General features: G+C 31.8%; 22 protein-coding genes. 14 read left to right on the top strand and 8 right to left on the bottom strand.

What is annotated here, in order from left to right:
• Positions 1–23: 23 nt before the first annotated feature.
• From WNY78_RS13525 to WNY78_RS13550, 6 genes are all read right to left on the bottom strand, one after another.
• Positions 24–530 carry a TrmH family RNA methyltransferase gene (locus tag WNY78_RS13525; protein ID WP_342873739.1) on the bottom strand — a complete coding sequence of 169 codons (507 nt, stop codon included), beginning with the start codon at positions 528–530 and terminating at the stop codon, positions 24–26.
• 258 nt (positions 531–788) lie between these two features.
• Positions 789–1,433: a DUF4159 domain-containing protein gene (locus tag WNY78_RS13530; protein ID WP_342873740.1), complete on the bottom strand. Its 645-nt coding sequence runs from the start codon at positions 1,431–1,433 to the stop codon at positions 789–791.
• 126 nt (positions 1,434–1,559) lie between these two features.
• On the bottom strand, positions 1,560–2,267 hold the full coding sequence (locus WNY78_RS13535) for a 16S rRNA (uracil(1498)-N(3))-methyltransferase (RefSeq protein WP_342873741.1): 708 nt from the start codon (positions 2,265–2,267) through the stop codon (positions 1,560–1,562).
• Positions 2,267–2,905, bottom strand: coding sequence for a peptidylprolyl isomerase (locus tag WNY78_RS13540; RefSeq protein ID WP_342873742.1), 639 nt, complete (start codon positions 2,903–2,905; stop codon positions 2,267–2,269). Before WNY78_RS13540 ends, WNY78_RS13535 begins: the two co-directional genes overlap by 1 nt.
• A gap of 108 nt (positions 2,906–3,013) precedes the next feature.
• Positions 3,014–3,394, bottom strand: coding sequence for a Rid family detoxifying hydrolase (locus WNY78_RS13545; protein ID WP_342873743.1), 381 nt, complete (start codon positions 3,392–3,394; stop codon positions 3,014–3,016).
• A gap of 11 nt (positions 3,395–3,405) precedes the next feature.
• Positions 3,406–6,183 carry a putative LPS assembly protein LptD gene (locus tag WNY78_RS13550; protein ID WP_342873744.1) on the bottom strand — a complete coding sequence of 926 codons (2,778 nt, stop codon included), beginning with the start codon at positions 6,181–6,183 and terminating at the stop codon, positions 3,406–3,408.
• 122 nt (positions 6,184–6,305) lie between these two features.
• On the opposite strand from WNY78_RS13550, the gene WNY78_RS13555 reads away from it, so the two are divergent.
• The 14 genes from WNY78_RS13555 to bshA all read left to right on the top strand — a co-directional run bounded on the left by WNY78_RS13555 (position 6,306) and on the right by bshA (position 20,951).
• Entirely contained in the window at positions 6,306–7,409 is a 1,104-nt protein-coding gene (locus WNY78_RS13555) for an N-acetylmuramoyl-L-alanine amidase (protein ID WP_342873745.1), read from the top strand.
• A gap of 126 nt (positions 7,410–7,535) precedes the next feature.
• Positions 7,536–8,480 carry an MlaD family protein gene (locus WNY78_RS13560; RefSeq protein ID WP_342873746.1) on the top strand — a complete coding sequence of 315 codons (945 nt, stop codon included), beginning with the start codon at positions 7,536–7,538 and terminating at the stop codon, positions 8,478–8,480.
• An 8-nt stretch (positions 8,481–8,488) separates the two neighbouring features.
• Positions 8,489–9,817 carry a 4Fe-4S dicluster domain-containing protein gene (locus WNY78_RS13565; protein ID WP_342873747.1) on the top strand — a complete coding sequence of 443 codons (1,329 nt, stop codon included), beginning with the start codon at positions 8,489–8,491 and terminating at the stop codon, positions 9,815–9,817.
• Positions 9,818–9,819: 2 nt separating this feature from the next.
• Positions 9,820–10,161, top strand: a complete 342-nt coding sequence (locus WNY78_RS13570; RefSeq protein ID WP_342873748.1) for a hypothetical protein — start codon at positions 9,820–9,822, stop codon at positions 10,159–10,161.
• 67 nt (positions 10,162–10,228) lie between these two features.
• Positions 10,229–11,020 carry a (Fe-S)-binding protein gene (locus WNY78_RS13575; protein ID WP_342873749.1) on the top strand — a complete coding sequence of 264 codons (792 nt, stop codon included), beginning with the start codon at positions 10,229–10,231 and terminating at the stop codon, positions 11,018–11,020.
• A gap of 1 nt (position 11,021) precedes the next feature.
• The gene (locus tag WNY78_RS13580) at positions 11,022–11,222 is read left to right on the top strand and encodes a hypothetical protein (RefSeq protein WP_342873750.1); all 201 of its coding nucleotides are present in this window, start codon (positions 11,022–11,024) and stop codon (positions 11,220–11,222) included.
• Entirely contained in the window at positions 11,219–11,890 is a 672-nt protein-coding gene (locus WNY78_RS13585) for a hypothetical protein (protein WP_342873751.1), read from the top strand. Before WNY78_RS13580 ends, WNY78_RS13585 begins: the two co-directional genes overlap by 4 nt.
• Positions 11,891–11,905: 15 nt before the next feature.
• Positions 11,906–12,421 (top strand): PH domain-containing protein, encoded by a 516-nt coding sequence (locus tag WNY78_RS13590; protein ID WP_342873752.1) that lies wholly within the window; start codon positions 11,906–11,908, stop codon positions 12,419–12,421.
• Positions 12,408–13,904 carry a PH domain-containing protein gene (locus tag WNY78_RS13595; RefSeq protein WP_342873753.1) on the top strand — a complete coding sequence of 499 codons (1,497 nt, stop codon included), beginning with the start codon at positions 12,408–12,410 and terminating at the stop codon, positions 13,902–13,904. Before WNY78_RS13590 ends, WNY78_RS13595 begins: the two co-directional genes overlap by 14 nt.
• A 45-nt stretch (positions 13,905–13,949) precedes the next feature.
• Positions 13,950–14,435 (top strand): ABC transporter ATPase, encoded by a 486-nt coding sequence (locus WNY78_RS13600; protein ID WP_342873754.1) that lies wholly within the window; start codon positions 13,950–13,952, stop codon positions 14,433–14,435.
• Between the two features lie 68 nt (positions 14,436–14,503).
• The gene (gene serB / locus WNY78_RS13605) at positions 14,504–15,727 is read left to right on the top strand and encodes a phosphoserine phosphatase SerB (RefSeq protein WP_342873787.1); all 1,224 of its coding nucleotides are present in this window, start codon (positions 14,504–14,506) and stop codon (positions 15,725–15,727) included.
• A 77-nt stretch (positions 15,728–15,804) separates the two neighbouring features.
• Positions 15,805–16,593 (top strand): PhzF family phenazine biosynthesis protein, encoded by a 789-nt coding sequence (locus tag WNY78_RS13610; RefSeq protein ID WP_342873755.1) that lies wholly within the window; start codon positions 15,805–15,807, stop codon positions 16,591–16,593.
• A 141-nt stretch (positions 16,594–16,734) separates the two neighbouring features.
• Positions 16,735–19,692: a glycoside hydrolase family 3 N-terminal domain-containing protein gene (locus WNY78_RS13615; RefSeq protein WP_342873756.1), complete on the top strand. Its 2,958-nt coding sequence runs from the start codon at positions 16,735–16,737 to the stop codon at positions 19,690–19,692.
• Between the two features lie 122 nt (positions 19,693–19,814).
• The gene (gene bshA / locus WNY78_RS13620; protein ID WP_342873757.1) at positions 19,815–20,951 is read left to right on the top strand and encodes an N-acetyl-alpha-D-glucosaminyl L-malate synthase BshA; all 1,137 of its coding nucleotides are present in this window, start codon (positions 19,815–19,817) and stop codon (positions 20,949–20,951) included.
• 211 nt (positions 20,952–21,162) lie between these two features.
• Here the strand turns inward: bshA and WNY78_RS13625 are convergent, their stop codons facing one another.
• Both WNY78_RS13625 and WNY78_RS13630 read right to left on the bottom strand, forming a co-directional pair.
• Positions 21,163–21,780: a LysE family transporter gene (locus WNY78_RS13625; protein WP_342873758.1), complete on the bottom strand. Its 618-nt coding sequence runs from the start codon at positions 21,778–21,780 to the stop codon at positions 21,163–21,165.
• 110 nt (positions 21,781–21,890) lie between these two features.
• On the bottom strand, positions 21,891–22,400 hold the full coding sequence (locus WNY78_RS13630) for a YetF domain-containing protein (RefSeq protein WP_342873759.1): 510 nt from the start codon (positions 22,398–22,400) through the stop codon (positions 21,891–21,893).
• Between the last annotated feature and the right edge of the window lie 2 nt (positions 22,401–22,402).

Raw genomic sequence — 22,402 nt, forward strand, 5'->3', positions numbered from 1 at the left:
TAGTAAATATATAAAGACTTTCGTTAAGACTGTTTTAATTGTTTTGTTAATTCATATAAAGTCACACTTGTGGCTTGTACAACATTCATGCTGCTATTTTGACCAAACATATTAATATGAATTACGGTATCGCATAATTTTAAAACACCTTCTGAAACTCCAAAGTTTTCATCTCCAATTAGTAATGCGATGGGTTTTTGCTTCGGAAATTTAAAATCTACCAATGCTTCACTTTTTGATGTAATTTCAAGAGCTATTACAAAATAGTTGTTCTTTTTTAATTCTGAAACGACTTCTATAGCATCATTTTCTTGTCTGAAATTTACAATCTTTTCAGTAGCTCTAGATGTTTTTGTCATCTTTCTACCTAAAGGTATATGTTCTCCACAAAATATCAATTCTTCAATTCCAAAGGCATCAGCAGTTCTAAATAAACTACCAATATTTGGTGCATTGGTAACATTCTCACAAATTACTGTGACTGGGAATGTTTGTTTGTTAAAGATAGTAGAATAGTGGTCTAGTTGCATTTATGTTTCTCGCAAAAGCGCAAAATTATTTAATTTAAAAAGTTTAGTTAATATGGAATGTATGTCCACAATTGAATAAAGAATTAACATTATATATACCAAAACAATCTGTAATGCCTTTAGGTTTATAAGAATTAAAATTACAAATTCCAGTTGTATATGTATGACTATTAATCTCTGTTAATAGTGTAATTAAGAAAACGGTAACCATTAAAATAGTTAAAGCTTTGAAAAGTATGTTTTTTCTATTCATCTTATTTAATTCTCAAAAGCATATTTAACAATATTTGCTCCCATTTTAAGAGCTTTCTCTCTTACGTCTGCTGGATCGTTATGAACTTCTGGGTCTTCCCATCCATCACCAAGATCACTTTCAAAAGTAAAGAGTAATACGAGTCTGTTTTTATAAAAAATCCCTAAAGCTTGTGGTCGTTTACCATCATGCTCATGAATTTTTGGTAAGCCTTCTGGGAATTTATATGCTGTATTAAAAATTTCGTGGTTTTTGGGTAATTCTAATAATTCTAAATTAGGAAATACTTTTTTGAGCTCCTTTTTGATGTATGGCTCCATTCCGTAGTTATCGTCAATGTGTAAAAAACCTCCAGATGTTAAATAGTTTCTAAGATTATCAGCATCTTCATCAGAAAAAAACACATTACCATGACCTGTCATATGCAACATTGGGAATTGAAATATATCAATACTGCCAACTTCTACAACTTGAGGTTTGCTTTCCATTTTCGTTTTAATATTAGCATTGCAATAGCTAATCAAATTTGGAAGCGCAGTAGGATTACTATACCAATCACCACCACCTTTATATTTTACAATTGCTAAATCTTGAGCATTAATTGTGATAGGTGATAAACCGATCACAAGCGTTAATGCAACTGTAAGCATTTTAAAATATTTAGAATTAAACCTCATACTTCAAAAATAGAAATTAAAATAAATGAAAAGCGTTTAAATAAAGTTAATTTCTTCCCTTTATTCTGAAATGTGACTTATATAAATAAGAAAACCTATTTATGATTCATTAGTAAAGACGACAGAGTGACAAGCAACAATTGCTGCTGTTTCTGTGCGTAATCGAGTGTCTCCAAGCGTTACAGGACTAAAATTATGTTGTTTTGCTAACTCAATTTCTTTAGTGCTAAAATCACCTTCTGGACCAATTAATATGGTAACATTTTGATTTCGTTCTAGACTTTGCTTTAGTGACTTTCTATCGGTTTCCTCACAATGCGCAATGAATGTTTGTCCAACAAACTCTTGTTTCATTAATTCCTTAAATGAAATAGCGTTATTAAGTTTTGGTAAATAACAATGCAAAGATTGCTTCATTGCAGACTGTAAGATTTTTTCATAACGGTCTGCTTTTATGACTTTACGTTCACTATTATCGCAAAAAATAGGAGTAATGCAATCAATACCAATTTCAGTAGCTTTTTCCAAAAACCACTCATAACGATCATTCATTTTTGTTGGTGCTACAGCTAAATGAAGTTTATACTCTTTTTTTTGCTGTAATTCACTAGATGTTATTTTAGCTATACAATTTTTTATTTCAGCCAAAGTGATTTCTGCAGTAAACAACCAACCTTCACCATTTGTAATATGCAAAATATCATCAATAGACTTACGAAGCACTTTTACAATATGTTTGCTTTCCTCTTTAGAAAAGCGAATTTCTGTATCGTTTTGCGTTAAGTCTTTATTGTAGAAGAGTTGCATTATTTTCTTGGCTCAGTGACTTTTAGAACTTTAGATTCTTTGATTAAACGTTTGTTTTGTGTTATTAAAACCACATAATACGCATTAATCTCTGGTATGTCTATTGTGAAAATATCATCTTTAGAATGGTTTCCTTCAATAACTTGTCTTTCAAATTCTGGATGTAAATCACCATTTGTAAACCAACCTAAATCACCACCTTGTTTGGCTGTATTATCCATGGAATATTGTTTTGCTAAATCAGTAAAACGATAACCATCTTGGTATTTAGCAATAACTTGATTTCTAACGATATTAATGTCTTTAACTGAACTTTTGCTACCATCTAAATACACACAGCTCACTCTATAGTAAGGAATCTCGTTTTTTTCAATCACCTTATAGTAGGTTTTTTGAGGTGCATCTTTAAAATATTTTTTAGAACCTAAACTCATATTTAGGATGTCTTCAGCCATACGAGTTTTGTGTTTTTCTTCATTAAAAACAATGACTTTGCCCTTGATTGTTTTGTTCTTTTTAAAGAAAATAGTCACATCATCTAAAGTTTGAATAGAATCTAATGATTTTTCAAAATCTTTTTGAGCAATAGCTATAGTAGTTGTGAAAAGTAGGGCAGTAATAAGTAGATTTTTAAGCATAATTAGGTGTATTATTAGTTTGTCTCAAAAGTAATGGCTTGAAACACTTATAAAACAGTTGTGCAATGAAGTTTTTAAGAAATGATTGTTTATAACTTTTGAAATTGATTATTTCACAGCAATCATACTTATTTCAACGTTGACAAATTTTGGCAAATTAGCAACCTCAACAGTTTCACGAGCAGGTGCTGTATCTGCATCAAAATACTTTCCATAAACCTCATTAATTTGAGCAAAGGTGTTCATATCACTAATAAAGATTGAAGACTTAATGACGTTTTCAAAAGTCATATCTGCAGCTTTTAATACCGCTTTCAAATTTTGCATGACCTGTTCCGTTTCCGAAGAAATAGAATCTAAAACCAATTCACCAGATTGCACATTAATTGCAATTTGTCCTGATGTATATAGCGTATTACCTGTTAAAACAGCTTGATTGTAAGGTCCAATTGGAGCAGGAGCATTTGGTGTATTGATGATCGTTTTCATGGTTTAATAAATTATAATTGTTGATCTCTTTGTTTACGTTTATCGTATTTAAGATCTTTAAGTAAGCTCGATTTGATACCTATGAAAAAGTTCCATGAGTTGTATGGTCCAAAAGGAACCCAAGTAAAATTCATTCGCCAACTTAATAAATCACGTTCAAAACGTAGTTGTGTTTGTGTAAAACCTTTACCCACAAAATCATAACCAGAAGATGCGCCTACAGACCACATTGGTGATATTTCTATATCTCCAGAGAACATAAGTGAATTACTAGTAATTGCATTTTGTCTTGCAGAATTCCCATAATTAACAGCATAAGCTAATCGTAAACTCCAAGGTATTTTATAATTATATAGATCAGATTCTACCTCCTTTTTATCCTTTTCGTCTTCGTCATCAGATAATCGTTGGTCTGCAAAATCTTGTGGTTTACCAAATAAGTCATCTGCTCGTCCACCACTTCTTAAATTATTTAACATGGCAGGATCATCTTCTTGACCTTTACCGTCAAATTCACTACTAGAAATTGAATAACTCAAATTTAAATTGGCAGATGTTAACCTAAACAAACTTCCTCCATTATCAATGTTGAAAGCGTCAATTTTATTATTGTTGTTATCTAATGCATAAGGATCTAAAACCATCCCAAAATTGATATTCATTTTATCCTTTAAAATGGTTGTACCACCAGAAACACGCAAAGGACTCCATTGTAAAGAATCACCAGCAAAATTATAAGAGGTAGAAAAATTTAAATTATTTAGTAGTTTAATTTTCTTAGGTTCTGTAGCTGTACTGTCTTTGTCTCTTACTTTTGCTTCAAAATTATTCCCTAAAGAAATTCCCATTGAGCTAGAAAATGTTTTATTTGGTGTTCCAAATAAAGAACCTTGAAATCTCGTGTATTCTTGTCGCTCTACTTCATCTGCAGTATCTCCATCTGCATTAATAATTTCAAATGTATCGTAGTATTGATCAAAAGCAGGATTGATATTGTAGCTTATAGATGGACGTAAAACATGTCGTATTTGTTGAATGGTAGGATCTTTTCCTTCTTTTCTGAAATCGAACATACCATAAACAGTCGTTCCAATACTTGTACTAAAATTATACGTAAAAAAGCGATCAAATTGATTTAGGTCTTCAGTAACAATAATGTCTTCCTCTTGGTCATAATATTTATTAATGGTATTAAATGTCCAATTCTCTTCAAAATTCATACTAGCACTCATACTAAAGTAATTAAATACTTTAAAGTTTGTTGAGACAGGAATAGAATGTAAAGCGCCTAATTGCGCATCATCAAACATTTCAGATTTAAAAAATAAGGAGTCTGTTGTTTGAATTCTGTTTTCACCTCTTACATTATACTGAAAGTTTATATTTTGAATAATCCCTTTTTTCGTTCCGGTTTTTGGCGCAAATGGAAACATTCTGCCAACACTTGCTTGTACTGTTGGCAACGTCATATTTACTTCTTGAGTATTTGTGTTTTGAGAATGTGTTGCAGTCACATTCATGTTTACTTGAGGCTCACCTTGAAACGTTTTAGAGTAAGAAATGGAGGATGATAACGTATTGTTTTGTGTATTTGATAAGTTTAATTGATTAATTGATTCTCTATAATATTGACTACTACCTAAATTAACAAAAGCAGAAAATCTAGAACTCGGATTTGCTTTGGTGTCTTGAGAGTGAGACCAACGAATGTTGTAAATTGTTGATTTAGCAAAATCTGGAAAACCAGGTTCACTATTAATTAAGTTTTCATACCTTAAACTTACATTGCCTTTAAATTTATAGCGCAATGCATAATTAGATTCAAAACGTAAACCATAACTTCCATTGGTGTAATAATCACCTAAAACAGCTAAATCCACAAAGTCACTAATTGCAAAATAGTAACCACCATTTTGTAAAAAGTAACCTCTATCATTTGCTAATTCTTGTCCAGGTGTTGGCATAATCACACCAGATGTACGTTTTTTAGACATTGGAAAATATGCAAAAGGTAAACCAATTGGAGTAGGTACATCGTAAATAAATAAGTTGGTTAAACCAGTAACTACTTTTACTCCAGGTACTACTTTGGCTGTACGCATTAAAAAATAATATTCCGGATCATCGAGATTCTCTGAAGTAGTGAATTTCCCATCTTTTATAAAAAGGGTGGAGTCGTTTTCTCGTTTAGTAACTGCAGCTATAATGGTTCCGCCACTTTGTTCTGTTGTAGAATTAAAAATGATGGCTTTTTTTGTCACGGTATTAAAAATAACCGAATCTGGCTCCACAACACTTTGTCCTTGTGTGAACACAGGCGCTTGAGAATAATTACCCAAACTATCCTTTACTCGTCCGGCATACACCAAATCTTTACCATGATTAATCACAATAATACCGGCTTTGATGTTCATGTCGCCATAATTTACTTCGGCTTCATTATATAAGGTTGTGGTATTTTTGCGTTGATTCATACGCACATAATCTGTGGCTTTATATTTTACAATGCTTTCAAGCGTTTCTTTTTTCTTCGGAATTGAATCTGTTTTCGTGCTATCAGTTTCCCTTATGTTTTTTGGAGTGTCTAGAATATTACCAATGCTAACAACAGTTGTGTCATTTTTTATTGTAGGCTTAATCGGTTCCTTAGGTTTAGGCAATTCTTGAGCCAAGCAAAACATGTTAATAAACATGGTAAAACTTAGGGTAAAAAGTATGTGTAAGCTTTTTGTACGCAACGCTTTTAAATGTATTTTTGCTAAAGTATGGCTCGGTTTTTGAATTCCCAAAATTACATAGATTTTTTATGATTAATTTATAATTCATTCAATTTATAAAAAGCGTCAAAACATTAGAAATCCTAATGTGGTGATACTTAAAATAAAACGAGTTGATAAAACGTTAAACACGTATGAAAACGACATCTCATTATATATTCGTATTGGTAAGCTTCTTATTTACCAGTATTTTAACATCTGCGCATGCATTTCAAAAAAACAAAGACAAGTTTGTTGTTGTTTTAGATGCTGGACATGGTGGTCATGATTCTGGTAATAAAGGAAATGGACACAGGGAATCAGATATAGCTCTAAAAATTACACTTCAAGTTGGTAAAGAATTAGAAAAGGATAAAGACATTAAAGTTATTTATACAAGAACCAAAGATGTTTTTGTAACCTTAAGAGGACGTGCTAAAATCGCAAATGATGCAGATGCCGATTTATTTGTGTCTGTACATTGTAATGCACATCACTCCCAAGCCTCAGGAACTGAAACTTTTGTGCTTGGAGTTGCTAATACAAAACGTAACATGGAAATTGCCAAAAAGGAGAACGAAGTTATTTTTCTGGAAGCAGATTATGAAAAACATTACGAAGGCTTTGATCCAAACTCGCCAGAATCACTAATTACGCTTAGTTTCCTACAGGAAGAATATACTGAGAATAGTATCAAGCTCGCTAGAATGGTTGAGGATAATTTTGAAAAAGAAATCAAACGTAAGAGTAGAGGCTTAAAACAAGCGAGTTTATGGGTTTTACACAATACGTATATGCCAAGTGTGCTTATTGAGGTTGGTTTCTTAACTAATAATTCTGAAGGAAAGTTTCTTAACACAAAAGCAGGTCAAACTAAAATGGCAACTGGTATTAAAAAAGCGATATTGGGATATAAATCTTATATAGAGCAAAATGTAGGAGAAGATATTTATCAAGGTACAGAAATTGAAACTGTTGAGACTGTTGGTGAACCTCAAATCATAGAAAATGTGGTTTTTAAAGTACAAATTGCAGCAGGCTCAAGAGAAATAGCTCCTAAGTCCTATAACTTTAAAGGTCTATCTGAAATCTCTAGAGAGAAAGTAGGTAATATCTACAAGTATTATTATGGTTATACTTCAGATTATAATGCAGTAAAACAAATGCAAGAGCAAGCCGTTTCAAAAGGTTATAAAGACTGCTTCATTGTTGCATATAAAGATGGAATTAAAATTGATGTTTCCGAAGCCATAAAATAAGCAACTAATTAGAAGGGTTCTTTATTTCTAATTAGAAACATTCTTTATATTTTTATCATTAATTTTGTTATGAACTCATTTTAACTTTTGTGATTAAACGAGTTCTATAACCCAAAATTGAAAAATTTGAAAATCTCAAGAGAAGTAAAAGCAGCAGTACTCGTACTTTCGGGTTTATTGTTAATGTATTTTTTAATCAATTATCTTAGTGGAGAAAATCTATTTAGCTCTGATGACACCTATTACACAGAGTTTGATTACAATGCTTTAACTAAAGCGTCACCAGTTACTGTAAAAGGAAATGGTGTTGGTAAAATAAAGGATATTGTCTATGATTTCAACACTGGCAAAACAAGAGTATCGTTTACTGTAGATGATCAATTAAAATTCTCTAAGCAATCAAAAGTCAGACTATATAAAACGGGTTTAATGGGTGGAAATGCTTTAGCAATTGTTGTAAGTAATGATGGTGAAGCTGCTAAACCTGGCGATTTTCTAACTTCAGAAGTTGAAGTAGATTTAGTATCTAGTCTTTCTACTAGTTTTTCTGGTGTAAGTGATAATCTCGATTCTACATTGTCATCTGCAGATTCATTATTAATCAATCTTAATGGTTTAGTCCTTGATGAATCTGATAACGGAATAAAAAATGCAATTGCAGAGTTAAATGCTACGATGAAGTCTTTCCAATCTGTTGCGTATTCTATTAATTCTTTAGTGAGTAAAAATGACGATAAATTAGCATCAGTGCTAACAAATTTTGATTCTATAACTAAAGATTTATCTGTTATTACTAGTAATTTAAAAACGGTTGAATTTTCTGAAATAGTAGCAAAATTAGACAATACTCTAGCATCAGTTAATTCTGTAATGTCAAGTGTTAATAATGGCGAAGGCTCTTTAGGAAAACTCCTTAAAGAGGATAGTTTATACAATAATTTAGAAGCTGCTTCTAAAGAAATGGAAGAGTTAATTAGAGACATTAAGCTTCATCCTGCTCGATACAGACGTATACTTTCTAAAAAAGAAATACCGTACACACCACCACAAGAAGAAGACCAAAATAATTAAATTGCAATATGGAATATATACCACAAATTTTATTTGCCATAGCACTTTTTATAGGTATTGGATATTTTGCCAATAACGTTAGAAAACTAAGACGTAACATCAAACTAGGTCAAGATGTAGATACTAGTGATAACAAGCCTCAGCGTTGGAAAAACATGGCAAGAATTGCCTTAGGTCAAAGCAAAATGGTCACACGACCAATTGCTGGGTTTTTACATATCATTGTGTATGTAGGATTTGTCATTATCAATATTGAGGTTCTAGAAATTATTATTGATGGTCTGGCAGGAACACACCGTATATTTTCGGGAGCAGGTCAAACATATGATATTTTAATAGGAACTTTTGAGCTCTTAGCTTTTGCTGTACTTGTTGCAGTTATTGTATTCTGGATTAGAAGAAATATTATAAAACTGAAGCGTTTTATGAGTTCAGAAATGAAAGGTTGGCCTAAAAGTGATGGTAATATCATTCTTTATTTTGAAGTCGTACTTATGTGTTTATTCTTAACCATGAATGGAGCAGATTTACAATTACAACTCAATGGAGCTGCAGGTTACCACACAGCTGGTTCATTTCCAATAAGTCAATGGTTCTTACCAATTTTTGATGGTTTATCAAATGCAACTCTAATTATTATTGAGAGAACTGCTTGGTGGTTACATATTATAGGAATCCTTGCTTTTTTAAATTACCTATACTTTTCTAAGCATTTACATATTTTATTAGCGTTTCCAAATACGTTCTACGGAAATTTAAAACCTAAAGGTCAATTCGCAAATCTAGATGCTGTGACCAAAGAAGTAATGATGATGATGGATCCAAATGCTGATCCTTTTGCAGCTGCTCCAGAAGGTGCCGAAGATGATGTTCCTGCAAAATTTGGAGCTAGTGATGTGCAAGATTTAAGTTGGGTTAATTTGCTTAATGCCTACACGTGTACAGAATGCGGACGATGCACAAGCGAGTGTCCGGCAAATCAAACGGGTAAAAAGTTATCACCTCGAAAAATCATGATGGATACACGTGATCGTCTTGAAGAAGTTGGTAAAAATATAGATGCAAATAAAGGTGTGTTTAATGATGATGGTAAACAATTGTTAGGTGACTATATCACAAACGAAGAACTTTGGGCTTGTACAAGTTGTAATGCTTGTGTAGAAGCTTGTCCTGTGAGTATAGATCCTTTAAATATTATCATGCAAATGCGACAATATTTGGTTATGGAGCAAAGTGCAGCACCTATGGAACTCAATAATATGATGACCAATATCGAAAATAATGGTGCACCTTGGCCTTATAATCAAATGGATCGTTTAAACTGGAAAGACGAATAGATATGAGCTTTTTTCTTCGGAAATATCAACTCTTATGTCTTGTAGTCTTTTTAATAAATACTATAGCTTCAAGTGCGCAATCTTATAAAAAGGATTCATTGCAAATCAAATCCTATACACTTATAGAATATCGTCAAAGCGAAGTTAAAGATGTTAAGCTAATAAAAGTACTTTGTGATTATTGTACAGACATACAAAAGGAAGCTATTGGTATTGAAGCTATGCGAAGAGCAAAGTTGGAAAGTTATGATCCAATAAACAGAATGAAAGAAGGCGATAAAAAACTCGCCATTTACATAAGAATTGCTAAAAAGGATTTTGCAGCAATTAAAGAAGACTATTAATTAAACAGATCTCCTATCAACAAAAACAAGTTGTGTTGTTGTTAGATAAGAACTTAAAAATATAAGTATGAGCGAATTACTCAAAGTGCCAACTATGGCAGAATTTATGGCAGCTGGAAAACAACCCGAAGTATTATTTTGGGTAGGATGTGCAGGAAGCTTTGATGACAGAGCAAAAAAAATAACTAAAGCATTCGTTAAGTTACTAAACAAAGCAAACGTAGAATTTGCAGTTTTAGGAACTGAAGAAAGTTGTACAGGAGATCCTGCAAAACGAGCAGGAAACGAATTCCTATTTCAAATGCAAGCAGTGACTAATATTGAAGTCATGAATGCATACGAGGTCAAAAAAATTGTGACGTCTTGTCCGCATTGTTTTAATACCATTAAAAATGAATATCCAGGATTAGGTGGTAATTATGAAGTGATGCATCACACGCAGTTTTTAAAATCTTTATTATCAGAAGGTCGTCTAACTATTGAAGGCGGAAAATACAAAGGCAAGCGTATCACGTTTCATGACCCTTGCTATTTAGGTCGTGCTAACAATGTTTATGAAGCTCCAAGAGATTTAATTAGAAAACTGGATGCTGAACTGGTAGAAATGAAAAGCTGTAAATCCAGAGGTTTATGCTGTGGAGCAGGAGGTGCGCAAATGTTTAAAGATGCAGAGCCTGGAACTAAAGAAGTTAATATAGAGCGTACAGAACAAGCCTTAGAAGTGAAACCTCAAATTATTGCTGCTGGTTGTCCGTTTTGTAATACGATGATGACAGATGGTGTAAAAAATAAAGAAAAAGAAGGAGACATCGAAGTTATGGACATAGCAGAATTAATTGCTAACGCTCAAGATTTATAAAATGGCAGAGATTAGCAAAAAACGAATCATAACTACAGGTCTTATAGGTGGAACAATATTTTCTGTAATAGTAACACTCTTTGATTATTTCTTCGGAAGAGGATTTTCTTGGCCAAGACTTTTATTTTACTTTATATTTGGTTGTTTGATGTACGGATTTTTAACTTACAGAAATTTTAAAAAACATAATAAAAAATCATGAAAAAACAATATACTCTAATTTGCCTATTCTTAACAATGGGTTTTGCTTTTGGACAAGATCTATCAAAAGAAGAAGTACTTCAATTAATAACAGATGATACATGTACCTGTATTAATGAAGATAAAACGTTGTTCACAGAAGGTAAATCTTTAAACCAAAAGAAAATGGCCTTAGGCCTTTGTTTACTTAAAGGTTACAACAATCACAAGGCAAAATCAAATGCGTTTGCAGGTAAAGGCTTAGAAGATTTTGAGTCTATTGGAGAAGAAGTAGGTATGTTGATGACAACAACATGTTTAGATGATTTCATGGCTTTGTTTTCAGAAGATCAATTGATAGATTTTATTGAGGAAGACGATGAGGAAAATGAGTTTAATGATGTTCCTCCACCACCTCCAGCACCACCAACAGAAAATGATTTGAATATAGAAGGTAAAATAGTATCTTTAAATAACGATGCTATTTCTTATATAGAAGTTGTAGATTCTTTTGATAAAAAGCATATATTTTTAGTTCACGGACAATTTGTAGGTGCCAAACTTTTAAAGAAATCAAATTTGAAAAAGGATTTTAAAATTTACTTTAAAGAAGATCACTTTTATGATTTAAGTGAGAGTCGTTACGTAAAAAAGAAAGTAATTACTTTTATTGAATTAGTAGAAAACTAAACTCAAACCCATACAATGTTTATAAACCAACAAATTGAGATTGATACGTTGCCTAAGATCTCTTCTGTTGAGCTCAAACCTATATCAAAACATTATTTTAAGATAATAATCTTAAATAAACTGTTTGTTTATGCTGTTTTTACAGGGATTTTAGTTGTTGGTAAATTCATAATTGAAAAGGAAAAGTTCCAAGATAACTTTATATATATATTAGGCATCTTTATAATTGCATGTTTATTAAATTTTGGTATTGCATATTTAGCTTTCAATAAAAGAAAATATGCAATAAGAGATAAAGATGTCATTTATTCTAAAGGACTTATTGTAAATTCTATCACTACAGTACCAATTTCAAGAATCCAGCATATAGAAGAATCCCGAAGCTGGTTAGCTAGGAAATTAAATCTTGCTACATTAAAAATTTTTACAGCTGGAGAATCTGGAAGTGATTTAAAAATTGATGGTTTGCCACATGAAGAGGCTAAACAAATAAATGATTTTTTAAGTACACGAGTCGATGGAAACAACTGATTTCTCACAACCGATTAGGCAATCGTCAAAAGGAATCATTATCATTTTTGCGTTGAATGCTTACAAATTTTTTAAGCGATTCTTTGTTCTTTTTGTTGCATTTGGGGTGTCATTGGCTAGAAAGAAAACCTTTGCTAGTGTAACAACTCAAACACTTCTTTTAATTATTATTGGTCTTTTAATTGTGATTCTTATTATCGCAATTTTAAAATATTTAAACTTTAAATTCCATTTAAGTAAAGATGATTTTCACTTATCTACTGGTATCATAAATAAGGATAACACTATTATTCCGAAGTCAAAAATTCAAAACGTTTACATTAATCAAAATTTCTTACAACAAATTATCAATGTCGTTTCTTTAAATATTGAAACAGCAGGTGATAACAAATCTGAAATTTCTATCAAAGCTCTAGATAAGCCTACTGCTTTGAGATTAAAAAAAGAACTGTTTAATAAATCAAATCTCACAGAAGAGCAAACTAAAATTACCGAAGAAACCAATACTGTTTTTTTTAGAGTCTCCTTAAAGCGACTATTCTTAGAAGGTATTTCTCAAAATCACCTACAAAGTTTTGCTGTTATTGCTTCGTTCGTTTTTGGTTTGTATTATGAGTTCAAGGATTATTTTAGAAACTTACAATTGAAGCAACGTATTGAAGGTTTTATTAATTTAGATAAAGAGAGTATACTCAATATTATCATTCTAAATGCTGTATTTATTATTCTTGCGATTCTAATTTCTTTATTGTTTTCTGTTCTCAAAACAGTGGTTACAAACTTTAATTTAGAAGTTGTTGAAAACCAAAAAACAATTGAGATCAATAAAGGGTTGTTTAATAAGGTTTCATTGAGTTTGACGCCTAGCAGAATTCAGAATATTGTCATTAAAACTAATCGTATCAAGCATTATTTTGGTCTGCATACACTCTCTGTAAAACAAGCAATGGTCAATGCCAAACAGAAAAAAAACTTTGAGATTATTGCTTTAGAGAAAGACCAATTAAAACATTTAGTTGATAAGCTTTTAACCAATTACAGTAGTGATATAGAGAAATCAAAGCCAAGACCGTATTACAAACGCATATTGGCTTTAAAAGCGTTAGTTTTAGTCTCAATGATTAATATTCCTGGTTTTCTTATCCTCGGAAATAGGATGTGGTACATCAATTTCGTCTTATTGTTATTTTCTATCTTATATATTATAACAAGCTATAGAAAATCCTATTATAAGATTGATGATGAATTTATTACTATAGGAAGTGGATTCATTGATACCACAACCAATATTTTAGAAATTCATAAGATCCAAGCTGTTAAATTAAAGCAGTCTATTTTTCAGAAGCGACGACAAATTTCATCTGTCATTATATATACGGCATCTAAAGCTGTTAAAATTCCTTATGTTTCAGAAAGTGAGGCACAATATATTTATGATTATTTGTTATTTAAGGTAGAATCTCAAGATAGAGATTGGATGTAAAACCATATAGAAATTGTATTTTTGCAATACCTAAAAATTAAAAAAATGTTAGTTGATTTTAATACACTTCCCGAAGAATCTCGCGTTTGGATCTACCAAGCTAATAGATCATTCTCTGATGAAGAACTTTCAGAAATAAAAGAAAAATTAGATATCTTTATTGAGAATTGGACGGCTCATGGTAGTGATTTGCAATCTGGATATACTATTGAATATAAACGATTTATAGTTATTGCTTTAAATCAAAACTTAAATAATGCTACAGGTTGTAGTATTGATGCCTCAGTACATTTTATACAGCAATTAGAAAAAGACTATAATGTTGATTTAATGGATAAAATGAATGTTTCTTACAAGCAAGGTGAATATGTTGCTCATAAAACATTAATTGATTTTAGGAAGATGGCTAAAGATAAAGCGGTTTCAAAAAACACGATTGTATTTAATAATATGGTCAATAATATAGCTGAGTTTAAAGAAAATTGGGAAGTACCTGCAAGTGAAAGCTGGCATAGTCGTTTTTTAAAATAATGTATTGAAAAGGATTGTTGATGAATAAGAGTAAAGAAGCTGTTTTAAAAGAATTAGAAGAGAATATCATGTCTAATGAGATTTTCTTATTAAATATATCAGGACAAGATAAACCAGGATTAACCTCTAGCTTAACAAGTGTTTTGGCACAATACGATGCTAAAATTTTAGATATTGGTCAGGCAAATATTCATGACACTTTATCTCTAGGGATTTTGTTTGAAGTGCAATCTGGAGCAAATTCAGCTTCTGTTTTAAAAGAGTTATTGTTTAAATCTTATGAATTAGGAATAACTGCAAAATTTAGCCCAATTACATTAGAAAACTATGAAAATTGGGTGACTCAACAAGGTAAAGACAAATACATCATTACCATTTTAGGCGAAAAATTATCTGCTGAGCAAATTTCCGAAGTCACAAAAGTCATTTCAGAAATCAACCTGAATATTGATTCTATCAAAAGACTTACTGGTCGTATCTCATTGACAAACAATGATGATTATCCTCGTTCATCGATCCAATTATCTGTTAGAGGTAAAATTGATTGTAAAGAAGAAGTGACTAAAAAATTCATGCAAATATCTAGCGATTTAGATGTTGATATTGCGTTTCAAGAAGATAATATCTACAGAAGAAATAGACGTCTCGTGTGTTTTGATATGGATTCTACATTAATCCAAGCCGAAGTTATTGATAAATTAGCAGAGCTTGCTGGTGTTGGAGATGAAGTAAAAGCGATTACAGAATCTGCAATGCAAGGTGAGATTGATTTTAACGAGAGTTTTAAACAACGAATGCAGTTGCTTAAAGGATTGAGTGAAGACGTACTTCATGATGTTGCAGTTAATTTACCGATTACAAAAGGTGCAAAACGATTGATTGATACATTAAAAAGTTACGGATTTAAAACTGCAATCCTCTCTGGTGGATTCACCTATTTTGGACATTATCTTCAAAAAGAATTAGGTATTGATTACGTGTATGCTAATCAATTAGAAATAAAAGATGGTGTATTAACTGGAGGTTATCTTGGAGATATTGTAGACGGAAATAGAAAAGCAGAATACCTCAAAGATATAGCCAAAAGAGAAGGAATTCATATAGATCAAACCATTGCTGTTGGTGATGGTGCAAACGATTTACCAATGCTTAATTTAGCAGGATTAGGCATTGCTTTTCATGCAAAACCTAAAGTTAAAGATAGTGCACAAAGTTCAATTTCTAGTGTTGGATTAGATGGTGTACTGTATTTGCTAGGCTATCATGATAGGCATATTGATTTGATTAAATAGACGCATTGATTTAGCCTTTGTTTAGGTGAAAATTGATGACATTTCTCAAAATGTGTTTAGAGTATAAACTATAAACAATGAAATTTGAATTATATCAAATAGATGCATTTACAGATAAAACATTCAGCGGAAATCCTGCTTGTATAGTTCCTCTAAACGAATGGTTACCAGATGAGATTCTATTAGAGATTACAAGAGAAAATGCGGTTGCAGAAACTGCTTTTTTTATTGATAAAGGCGATAAAATACATTTGAGGTGGTTTACACCAGAAACTGAAATGGATTTATGTGGTCATGCAACTTTAGCAACGGCTCATTGTTTAAAAACTATTCTCAATTATCCTAAAGATACTATCGTTTTTGAAACACGAAGTGGCGAATTAACTGTTATTGCCAAAGGAGATTCTTATGTTATGAATTTCCCTTCTAGAATGCCTATACCTTCAGAATTACCGGAGAATATAAAACAATCATTAAACATACTTCCTACGGAAATATTAAAATCTAGAGACTATGTTCTAGTTTATGATTCTGAAGAGCAAATTAAAAATATCAAAATAGACAGAGCTAAATTTGATGAAATAAACCTTGATCCAGGAGGTGTTATTGTTACAGCGAAAGGAAATACTAGTGATTTTGTATCTCGATTTTTTACACCTCAAGCTTCAATTTTAGAAGATCCAGTAACGGGTTCTGCGCATTGTTCTTTAATTCCGTTTTGGGCTTCTCGATTGGAAAAAAATGAACTTATAGCTGAGCAGGTCTCAAAACGAACAGGAAAATTAGAATGCCAAGATAAAGGTGATAGGGTACTTATTTCTGGTAAAGCTAAAACATATTCAGCTGGTCATTTTTGGATAGATTGAAAGGTTCATCCTCACTTTGCCATATTTGTTCACAAACTTCTTTATAAATCTATCTTAAAGTCTTTATTCTTCTACTCAAAAATACTATTTTGGCATAGTTTTTAGTTCTTTATTAGAACAACTCTCAAAGACCTTTCTTTTATGCGATATATATTGTCCCTTATTTTATGTTTTACTTTAATACCATTCTTAGTTGCACAAGATGCTAATCATCCGTTAGCCCATAAAGATTTACAAGCACAACAAAAATGGGTTGATAGTGTTTATAGTAAAATGACAATTGAAGAAAAAGTCGGACAACTTTTCATGGTAAGAGCGTTTTCAGATGCAAAAAAGTCTAATCAAAAGACCGTTGCAAATCTCATCAATGAATATCATATTGGTGGATTAATTTTCTCAACAGGAGGTCCAATTGCACAAGCCAAACAAAATAATTTATATCAAGCCATTTCTAAAACACCGTTATTAATTGGTATGGATGCAGAATGGGGTTTAAGCATGCGCTTAGATTCTACCTATGCTTTTCCTTGGAATATGACTTTAGGAGCCATTAGCGATAATTCATTAGTAGAAAGAACAGGTTATCATATTGGTGAACATTGTAAACGTATAGGTGTTCATTTTAATTTTGCTCCTGTTGTTGATATTAATACAAATCCTAAAAATCCAATTATTGGGAATCGCTCTTTTGGAGAAGATAGAGATAACGTGACTAATAAAGGGTTGGCCTTTATGAAAGGGATGCAAGACGCTGGAGTATTGGCAAATGCAAAACATTTTCCTGGTCATGGAGATACAGATAGTGATTCTCATAAAACCTTACCAACAATTAATTTCAACGAAAAGCGTATAGATTCTATTGAGTTGTATCCTTATCGAGAACTCATAAAAAAAGGTTTATCGAGTGTGATGGTAGCACATTTAAATGTGCCGAGTTTAGAGCCACGTGACGGATTTCCATCTTCACTATCAAAGCATATTGTAACTGATATATTAAAAGATACATTAGGATTCAAAGGACTTATTTTTACTGATGCTTTGGAAATGAAAGGTGTTTCAAATTATAGCACACCAGGTGAAATCGACCTGGCTGCTTTAAAAGCTGGGAATGATGTCTTGCTCATTTCCGAAGACGTACCAAAAGCTATCGAGAAAATTATTGAAGCTTATAATAGCAAAGATATTTCTGAAGAACGTCTTGCACATTCAGTCAAAAAAATATTAATGGCTAAATATAAAGTAGGTTTAAATCATTACGAACCTATTGGAACAACGACATTAGTTGCCGATTTAAATCGTTTGCAAGATGATGTGTTGTATGAAGAATTGATGGAAGCATCAACAACTGTTCTTAAAAACAAAGAAAATATTTTACCACTTCGTCATTTAGAAACTAAGAAAATTGCTTACGTTGAATTAGGTGATAGCTCAGGTACTACATTTTATAATGAACTTAAAAAATATACTAAAGTTCATAAGATCGAAGCCGATAAACTAGATGAACTCATTACCAAACTTCAAAACTACAATACGGTTATTGTTGGTTTTCATAAAAAGAATGATAACCCTTGGCAAGGTTATAAATTTACAGATAAAGAAATGGTTTGGTTATATGAAATTGCAAGAACGAATACGGTAATTCTTGATGTATTTGCAAGACCTTATGCTATGATTGATCTAACAACGATAGAGAATATTGAAGGCGTTGTGATGAGTTACCAAAATAGTGACATTGCTCAGCAAATATCTGCTCAAACAATTTTTGGAGGAGTTGCTGCAAAAGGAACAATACCAGTTACTTTAGGCGAACATTTTAAAGTTGGTGATGGAATTAAATATACAGCTTTGCAATCACTTAGCTACGGATTGCCAGAACGTGTTGGAATGAATTCTAAAAAATTAGAGCGCTTAGATTCTATTGCACAATATGCTGTTGATCAAAAAATGACACCAGGTATTCAATTATTGGTAGCTCGTAAAGGCAAAGTGATTTATAACAAAAACTTTGGGAAACATACTTATGATGGTAAGGAGGAAGTGAAATTTGAAGACATGTATGATGTCGCTTCATTAACTAAAATTCTAGCAACACTTCCGTTATTAATGGAGCTGGAAGAAAAGAAAGCCTTGTCATTAAATACTAAGTTATCGCAAATACTTCCAGAATACGCAAAAACAAACAAAAAGAATGTCACCATCAAGCAAATGTTATCGCATTATGCAAGATTAAAACCTTGGGTTCCTTTTTATGTGGCAACACTAGATTCTACAACAGGAAAACCAGATCCTAAATATTACAGACGTTCAGCAACACCAAAATTTAATATTAAAGTTGCAGAGCAAATGTATTTACGTTCAGATTATCCAGATTCTATTCAAAAAATAATTAGAGAAACCGAATTACTTTCATCCCAACGTTATCGCTATAGTGACTTACCTTATTACATTTTAAAAAAGTATATAGAAGGCTATTATAAAAAGCCATTAGATGAGTTGGTACAAGAACACTTTTATCAATCTTTAGGTGCTAATTATACAACTTATAATCCGTCACCAAAGTTTTCTGATCGCAATTTAATTCCTACGGAAATAGATGATTATTTTAGATATAAAGAGGTTCGTGGTTATGTACACGACATGGGAGCAGCAATGCAAAACGGAGTTGGTGGTCATGCAGGAGTGTTTAGTAATGCTAATGATGTTGCCAAAATCATGCAAATGTATTTGCAAAAAGGATTTTATGGTGGCAAGCGCTATTTAAAAACTGAAACCGTAGATAAATTCAATACCACCTATTATAAACATAAAAATGTAAGGAGAGGAATTGGTTTCGACAAACCACAACTAGGAGATGAAGGTCCAACATGTGGTTGCTTGTCAATGAAGAGTTTTGGACATTCAGGATTTACAGGAACATATGCTTGGGCAGATCCAGATGAAGAAATTGTATATATCTTTTTAGCCAATAGAACCTACCCAAAAGCAGGTAAAAATTTATTGCTAAGAGAAAATATTAGAACAGAAATACAACGACTAATTTACGAAGCGATTATAGTTGAGGATGAAGCTGAAACTTCAGTAATAACCCATAGTAATTAAAGTTATAATTTAGAAAATAGAAAATAGAGAAAAAAGTATAGAGGTTTGTTTCATTATGCAATTTATGAACTAGCTAAAAATGTCTTTTTTCTTTGTTCTTTTTTCTCATATCTAAAAAAAGAATGCGAATAGGAATAGTATGTTACCCAACCTTCGGTGGAAGTGGAGTTGTTGCTACAGAGTTAGGATTAGAACTCTCAAAACGAGGTCACGAAATTCATTTTATAACGTATAGTCAGCCTGTGCGTTTAGAATTATTGAGCCACAATGTGCATTACCACGAAGTTAACGTTCCAGAATATCCATTGTTTTTATATCAACCATATGAGTTAGCACTATCCAGTAAATTGGTAGATATGGTGAAGCTACATAAGATTGAAATATTACACGTGCATTATGCGATTCCTCACGCTTATGCTGCGTATATGGCAAAGAAAATGCTACAAGAAGACGGTATTTATGTCCCAATTGTAACCACGCTCCACGGAACAGATATTACTCTTGTTGGAAGTCATCCACATTACAAACCTGCAGTAACGTTTAGCATCAACAAATCTGATGCTGTCACTTCAGTGTCTCAAAGTTTAAAAGACGACACCTTGCGTTTATTTGATGTTAAGAAAGAGATTCATGTGGTGCCAAACTTCATAGATTTAGAAAAATATGCACCTAAATTTACCGACTGTCAACGTGCTATGATGGCAACAGATGATGAGAAAATCATCACACATATCAGTAATTTTAGAAAGGTTAAACAAATTCCAGATGTGATAAAAATCTTTTATAACATCCAAAAGGAAATTCCAGCAAAACTCATGATGGTTGGAGAAGGACCAGAGCGTGAACCTGCAGAACGTTTATGTGAAGAATTAGGAATAAGTGATAAAGTTATTTTCTTCGGAAATAGTAATGAAATAGACAAAATCCTCTGTTTTAGTGATTTATTTCTGTTACCATCCTTAACGGAAAGTTTTGGATTATCAGCTTTAGAAGCCATGGCATCAGGAGTTCCTGTTATTTCTAGTAATACAGGAGGAATTCCAGAAGTTAATGTACACGGAGTTTCAGGATTTTTAAGCGAGATTAATGATGTAGATGATATGTCTAAAAATGCACTTCATATTTTAAAAGATCCTATTTTATTAGCTGAGTTTAAAAAGAATGCAAAAGAGGTGGCCAAAAAATTTGGTATTCATGAGATTGTACCACAATACGAAGCCATATATGAGGATACTTTGAAACAGTGTTTGATATCATAAAATATGACTCGATGCAAAAACTAATTTTACTCTTTCGATAATGATTTCGCTTGGTTTAAGCCAGATGATAAATTTACGATTTATAAGGCTTCCGATTATAAGTTGAATTGTTCACGTTACTTTGTAGATTATGAAAACGGAATTTGTTACGTTTATGAATCTCTAGGTATGTAAATAGATAATAAATTTAATATTACTATTTTCTATGCATTTACAGCAAATAAATCAAATTACCAATCCCAACGAGACCTGTTAAACAACCAATAATAAAATTTATTTTGGTAGCTACATAAGTGAGCTTATGCTCAATTCTACTAGCAATAGTTGCAAACAATGCGTAAATTGTAAATGAACCAATAGTAGAACCAATTGAAAAATAGAAGCTATTTAGTATAGAGTATTCAAAATAATCTAGACCAATTAAAAAAGATATTGTTGTAAAATAAAATGGGATAGCAAATGTATTTAATAACGACATACCTATACCATGTAAATAAGCCTTAGACTTTTTGACTTCCACTTTTTTTGTTTGATGTTTAGACGAAAAATGTAATCTGAAAAAGTTGATAGATAAAAGGATAAGTATTCCAGTACCTATTTTTTGAATAGTGGTGATGTATTCAGAGTTTTTCATTAAAATACTTGATAAATAAGCACCAATATTCGCTTGGAAAAACAATACTGTTGCAAAACCTCCAATCAAATAATAGGCTGATTTCTTTCCGCTTTTTAAACTAAATTTAACAACAGTTAGGTTTAAAAAACTAGGAGTCAAACTACCTGAAGCAGCAATAATAAATCCTAAGAGTAAGCAAGTGATAAAGTTCATAGTTTAGTCTTGATACAAATAAATAACTAAGGACATTGATAGATTGACACAATTGAATATTAATGTAGCTCAATAAGTTCTAAATTGCTTGTGTTAGATTTAAGTGAATATCAAAAATCCATAATCCAATCGTCTAATTCTTTGTCATCACTTCCATGCAATACAGAAATATCTCCAGTAGATTCAAAAACAACAGCTTTAACTTCAGATAATTGAATTACATTAGCTTCGCGTAATTTTGCTCTTAAATCAGATGCTGTCACATGACATTTTTTAAGGTTGTCTTCAATAACTTCTCCATCTTTCATTAATAACGTTGGTTTGTTGTCCATAAGGTTTTGAATAAAATTCCATCGTCTGGCATAAGCAACAAATATTTGAATGACATAAATACTCAGTAATCCAATAATACCTTGTTGTAGTGAGACAGATTTCGATACAATTGCAGTTGCTAAAATTGATCCAATGGCAACAGTTATTGCAAAATCAAAACTCGACATTTTTGAAAAACTACGTTTTCCGCTAATTCGCGTCATAATGACTAGCGCAATGTAAATGCCAATTGCAGTAAGTATAATTGCTATTAAACTTTCCGAAGATATTGTAAACCACTCTTTCATAA

Source organism: Psychroserpens sp. AS72 (assembly GCF_038900375.1).
Classification (GTDB): domain Bacteria; phylum Bacteroidota; class Bacteroidia; order Flavobacteriales; family Flavobacteriaceae; genus Psychroserpens.

Bases quoted from the DNA above. Each gene is read 5' to 3' on its own strand.
- WNY78_RS13525 (WP_342873739.1), bottom strand. From the start codon at position 530: ATGCAACTAGACCACTATTCTACTATCTTTAACAAACAAACATTCCCA.
- WNY78_RS13530 (WP_342873740.1), bottom strand. From the start codon at position 1,433: ATGCTTACAGTTGCATTAACGCTTGTGATCGGTTTATCACCTATCACA.
- WNY78_RS13535 (WP_342873741.1), bottom strand. From the start codon at position 2,267: ATGCAACTCTTCTACAATAAAGACTTAACGCAAAACGATACAGAAATT.
- WNY78_RS13540 (WP_342873742.1), bottom strand. From the start codon at position 2,905: ATGCTTAAAAATCTACTTATTACTGCCCTACTTTTCACAACTACTATA.
- WNY78_RS13545 (WP_342873743.1), bottom strand. From the start codon at position 3,394: ATGAAAACGATCATCAATACACCAAATGCTCCTGCTCCAATTGGACCT.
- WNY78_RS13555 (WP_342873745.1), top strand. From the start codon at position 6,306: ATGAAAACGACATCTCATTATATATTCGTATTGGTAAGCTTCTTATTT.
- WNY78_RS13565 (WP_342873747.1), top strand. From the start codon at position 8,489: ATGGAATATATACCACAAATTTTATTTGCCATAGCACTTTTTATAGGT.
- WNY78_RS13570 (WP_342873748.1), top strand. From the start codon at position 9,820: ATGAGCTTTTTTCTTCGGAAATATCAACTCTTATGTCTTGTAGTCTTT.
- WNY78_RS13575 (WP_342873749.1), top strand. From the start codon at position 10,229: ATGAGCGAATTACTCAAAGTGCCAACTATGGCAGAATTTATGGCAGCT.
- WNY78_RS13580 (WP_342873750.1), top strand. From the start codon at position 11,022: ATGGCAGAGATTAGCAAAAAACGAATCATAACTACAGGTCTTATAGGT.
- WNY78_RS13585 (WP_342873751.1), top strand. From the start codon at position 11,219: ATGAAAAAACAATATACTCTAATTTGCCTATTCTTAACAATGGGTTTT.
- WNY78_RS13590 (WP_342873752.1), top strand. From the start codon at position 11,906: ATGTTTATAAACCAACAAATTGAGATTGATACGTTGCCTAAGATCTCT.
- WNY78_RS13595 (WP_342873753.1), top strand. From the start codon at position 12,408: ATGGAAACAACTGATTTCTCACAACCGATTAGGCAATCGTCAAAAGGA.
- WNY78_RS13600 (WP_342873754.1), top strand. From the start codon at position 13,950: ATGTTAGTTGATTTTAATACACTTCCCGAAGAATCTCGCGTTTGGATC.
- serB (WP_342873787.1), top strand. From the start codon at position 14,504: ATGTCTAATGAGATTTTCTTATTAAATATATCAGGACAAGATAAACCA.
- WNY78_RS13610 (WP_342873755.1), top strand. From the start codon at position 15,805: ATGAAATTTGAATTATATCAAATAGATGCATTTACAGATAAAACATTC.
- WNY78_RS13615 (WP_342873756.1), top strand. From the start codon at position 16,735: ATGCGATATATATTGTCCCTTATTTTATGTTTTACTTTAATACCATTC.
- bshA (WP_342873757.1), top strand. From the start codon at position 19,815: ATGCGAATAGGAATAGTATGTTACCCAACCTTCGGTGGAAGTGGAGTT.
- WNY78_RS13625 (WP_342873758.1), bottom strand. From the start codon at position 21,780: ATGAACTTTATCACTTGCTTACTCTTAGGATTTATTATTGCTGCTTCA.
- WNY78_RS13630 (WP_342873759.1), bottom strand. From the start codon at position 22,400: ATGAAAGAGTGGTTTACAATATCTTCGGAAAGTTTAATAGCAATTATA.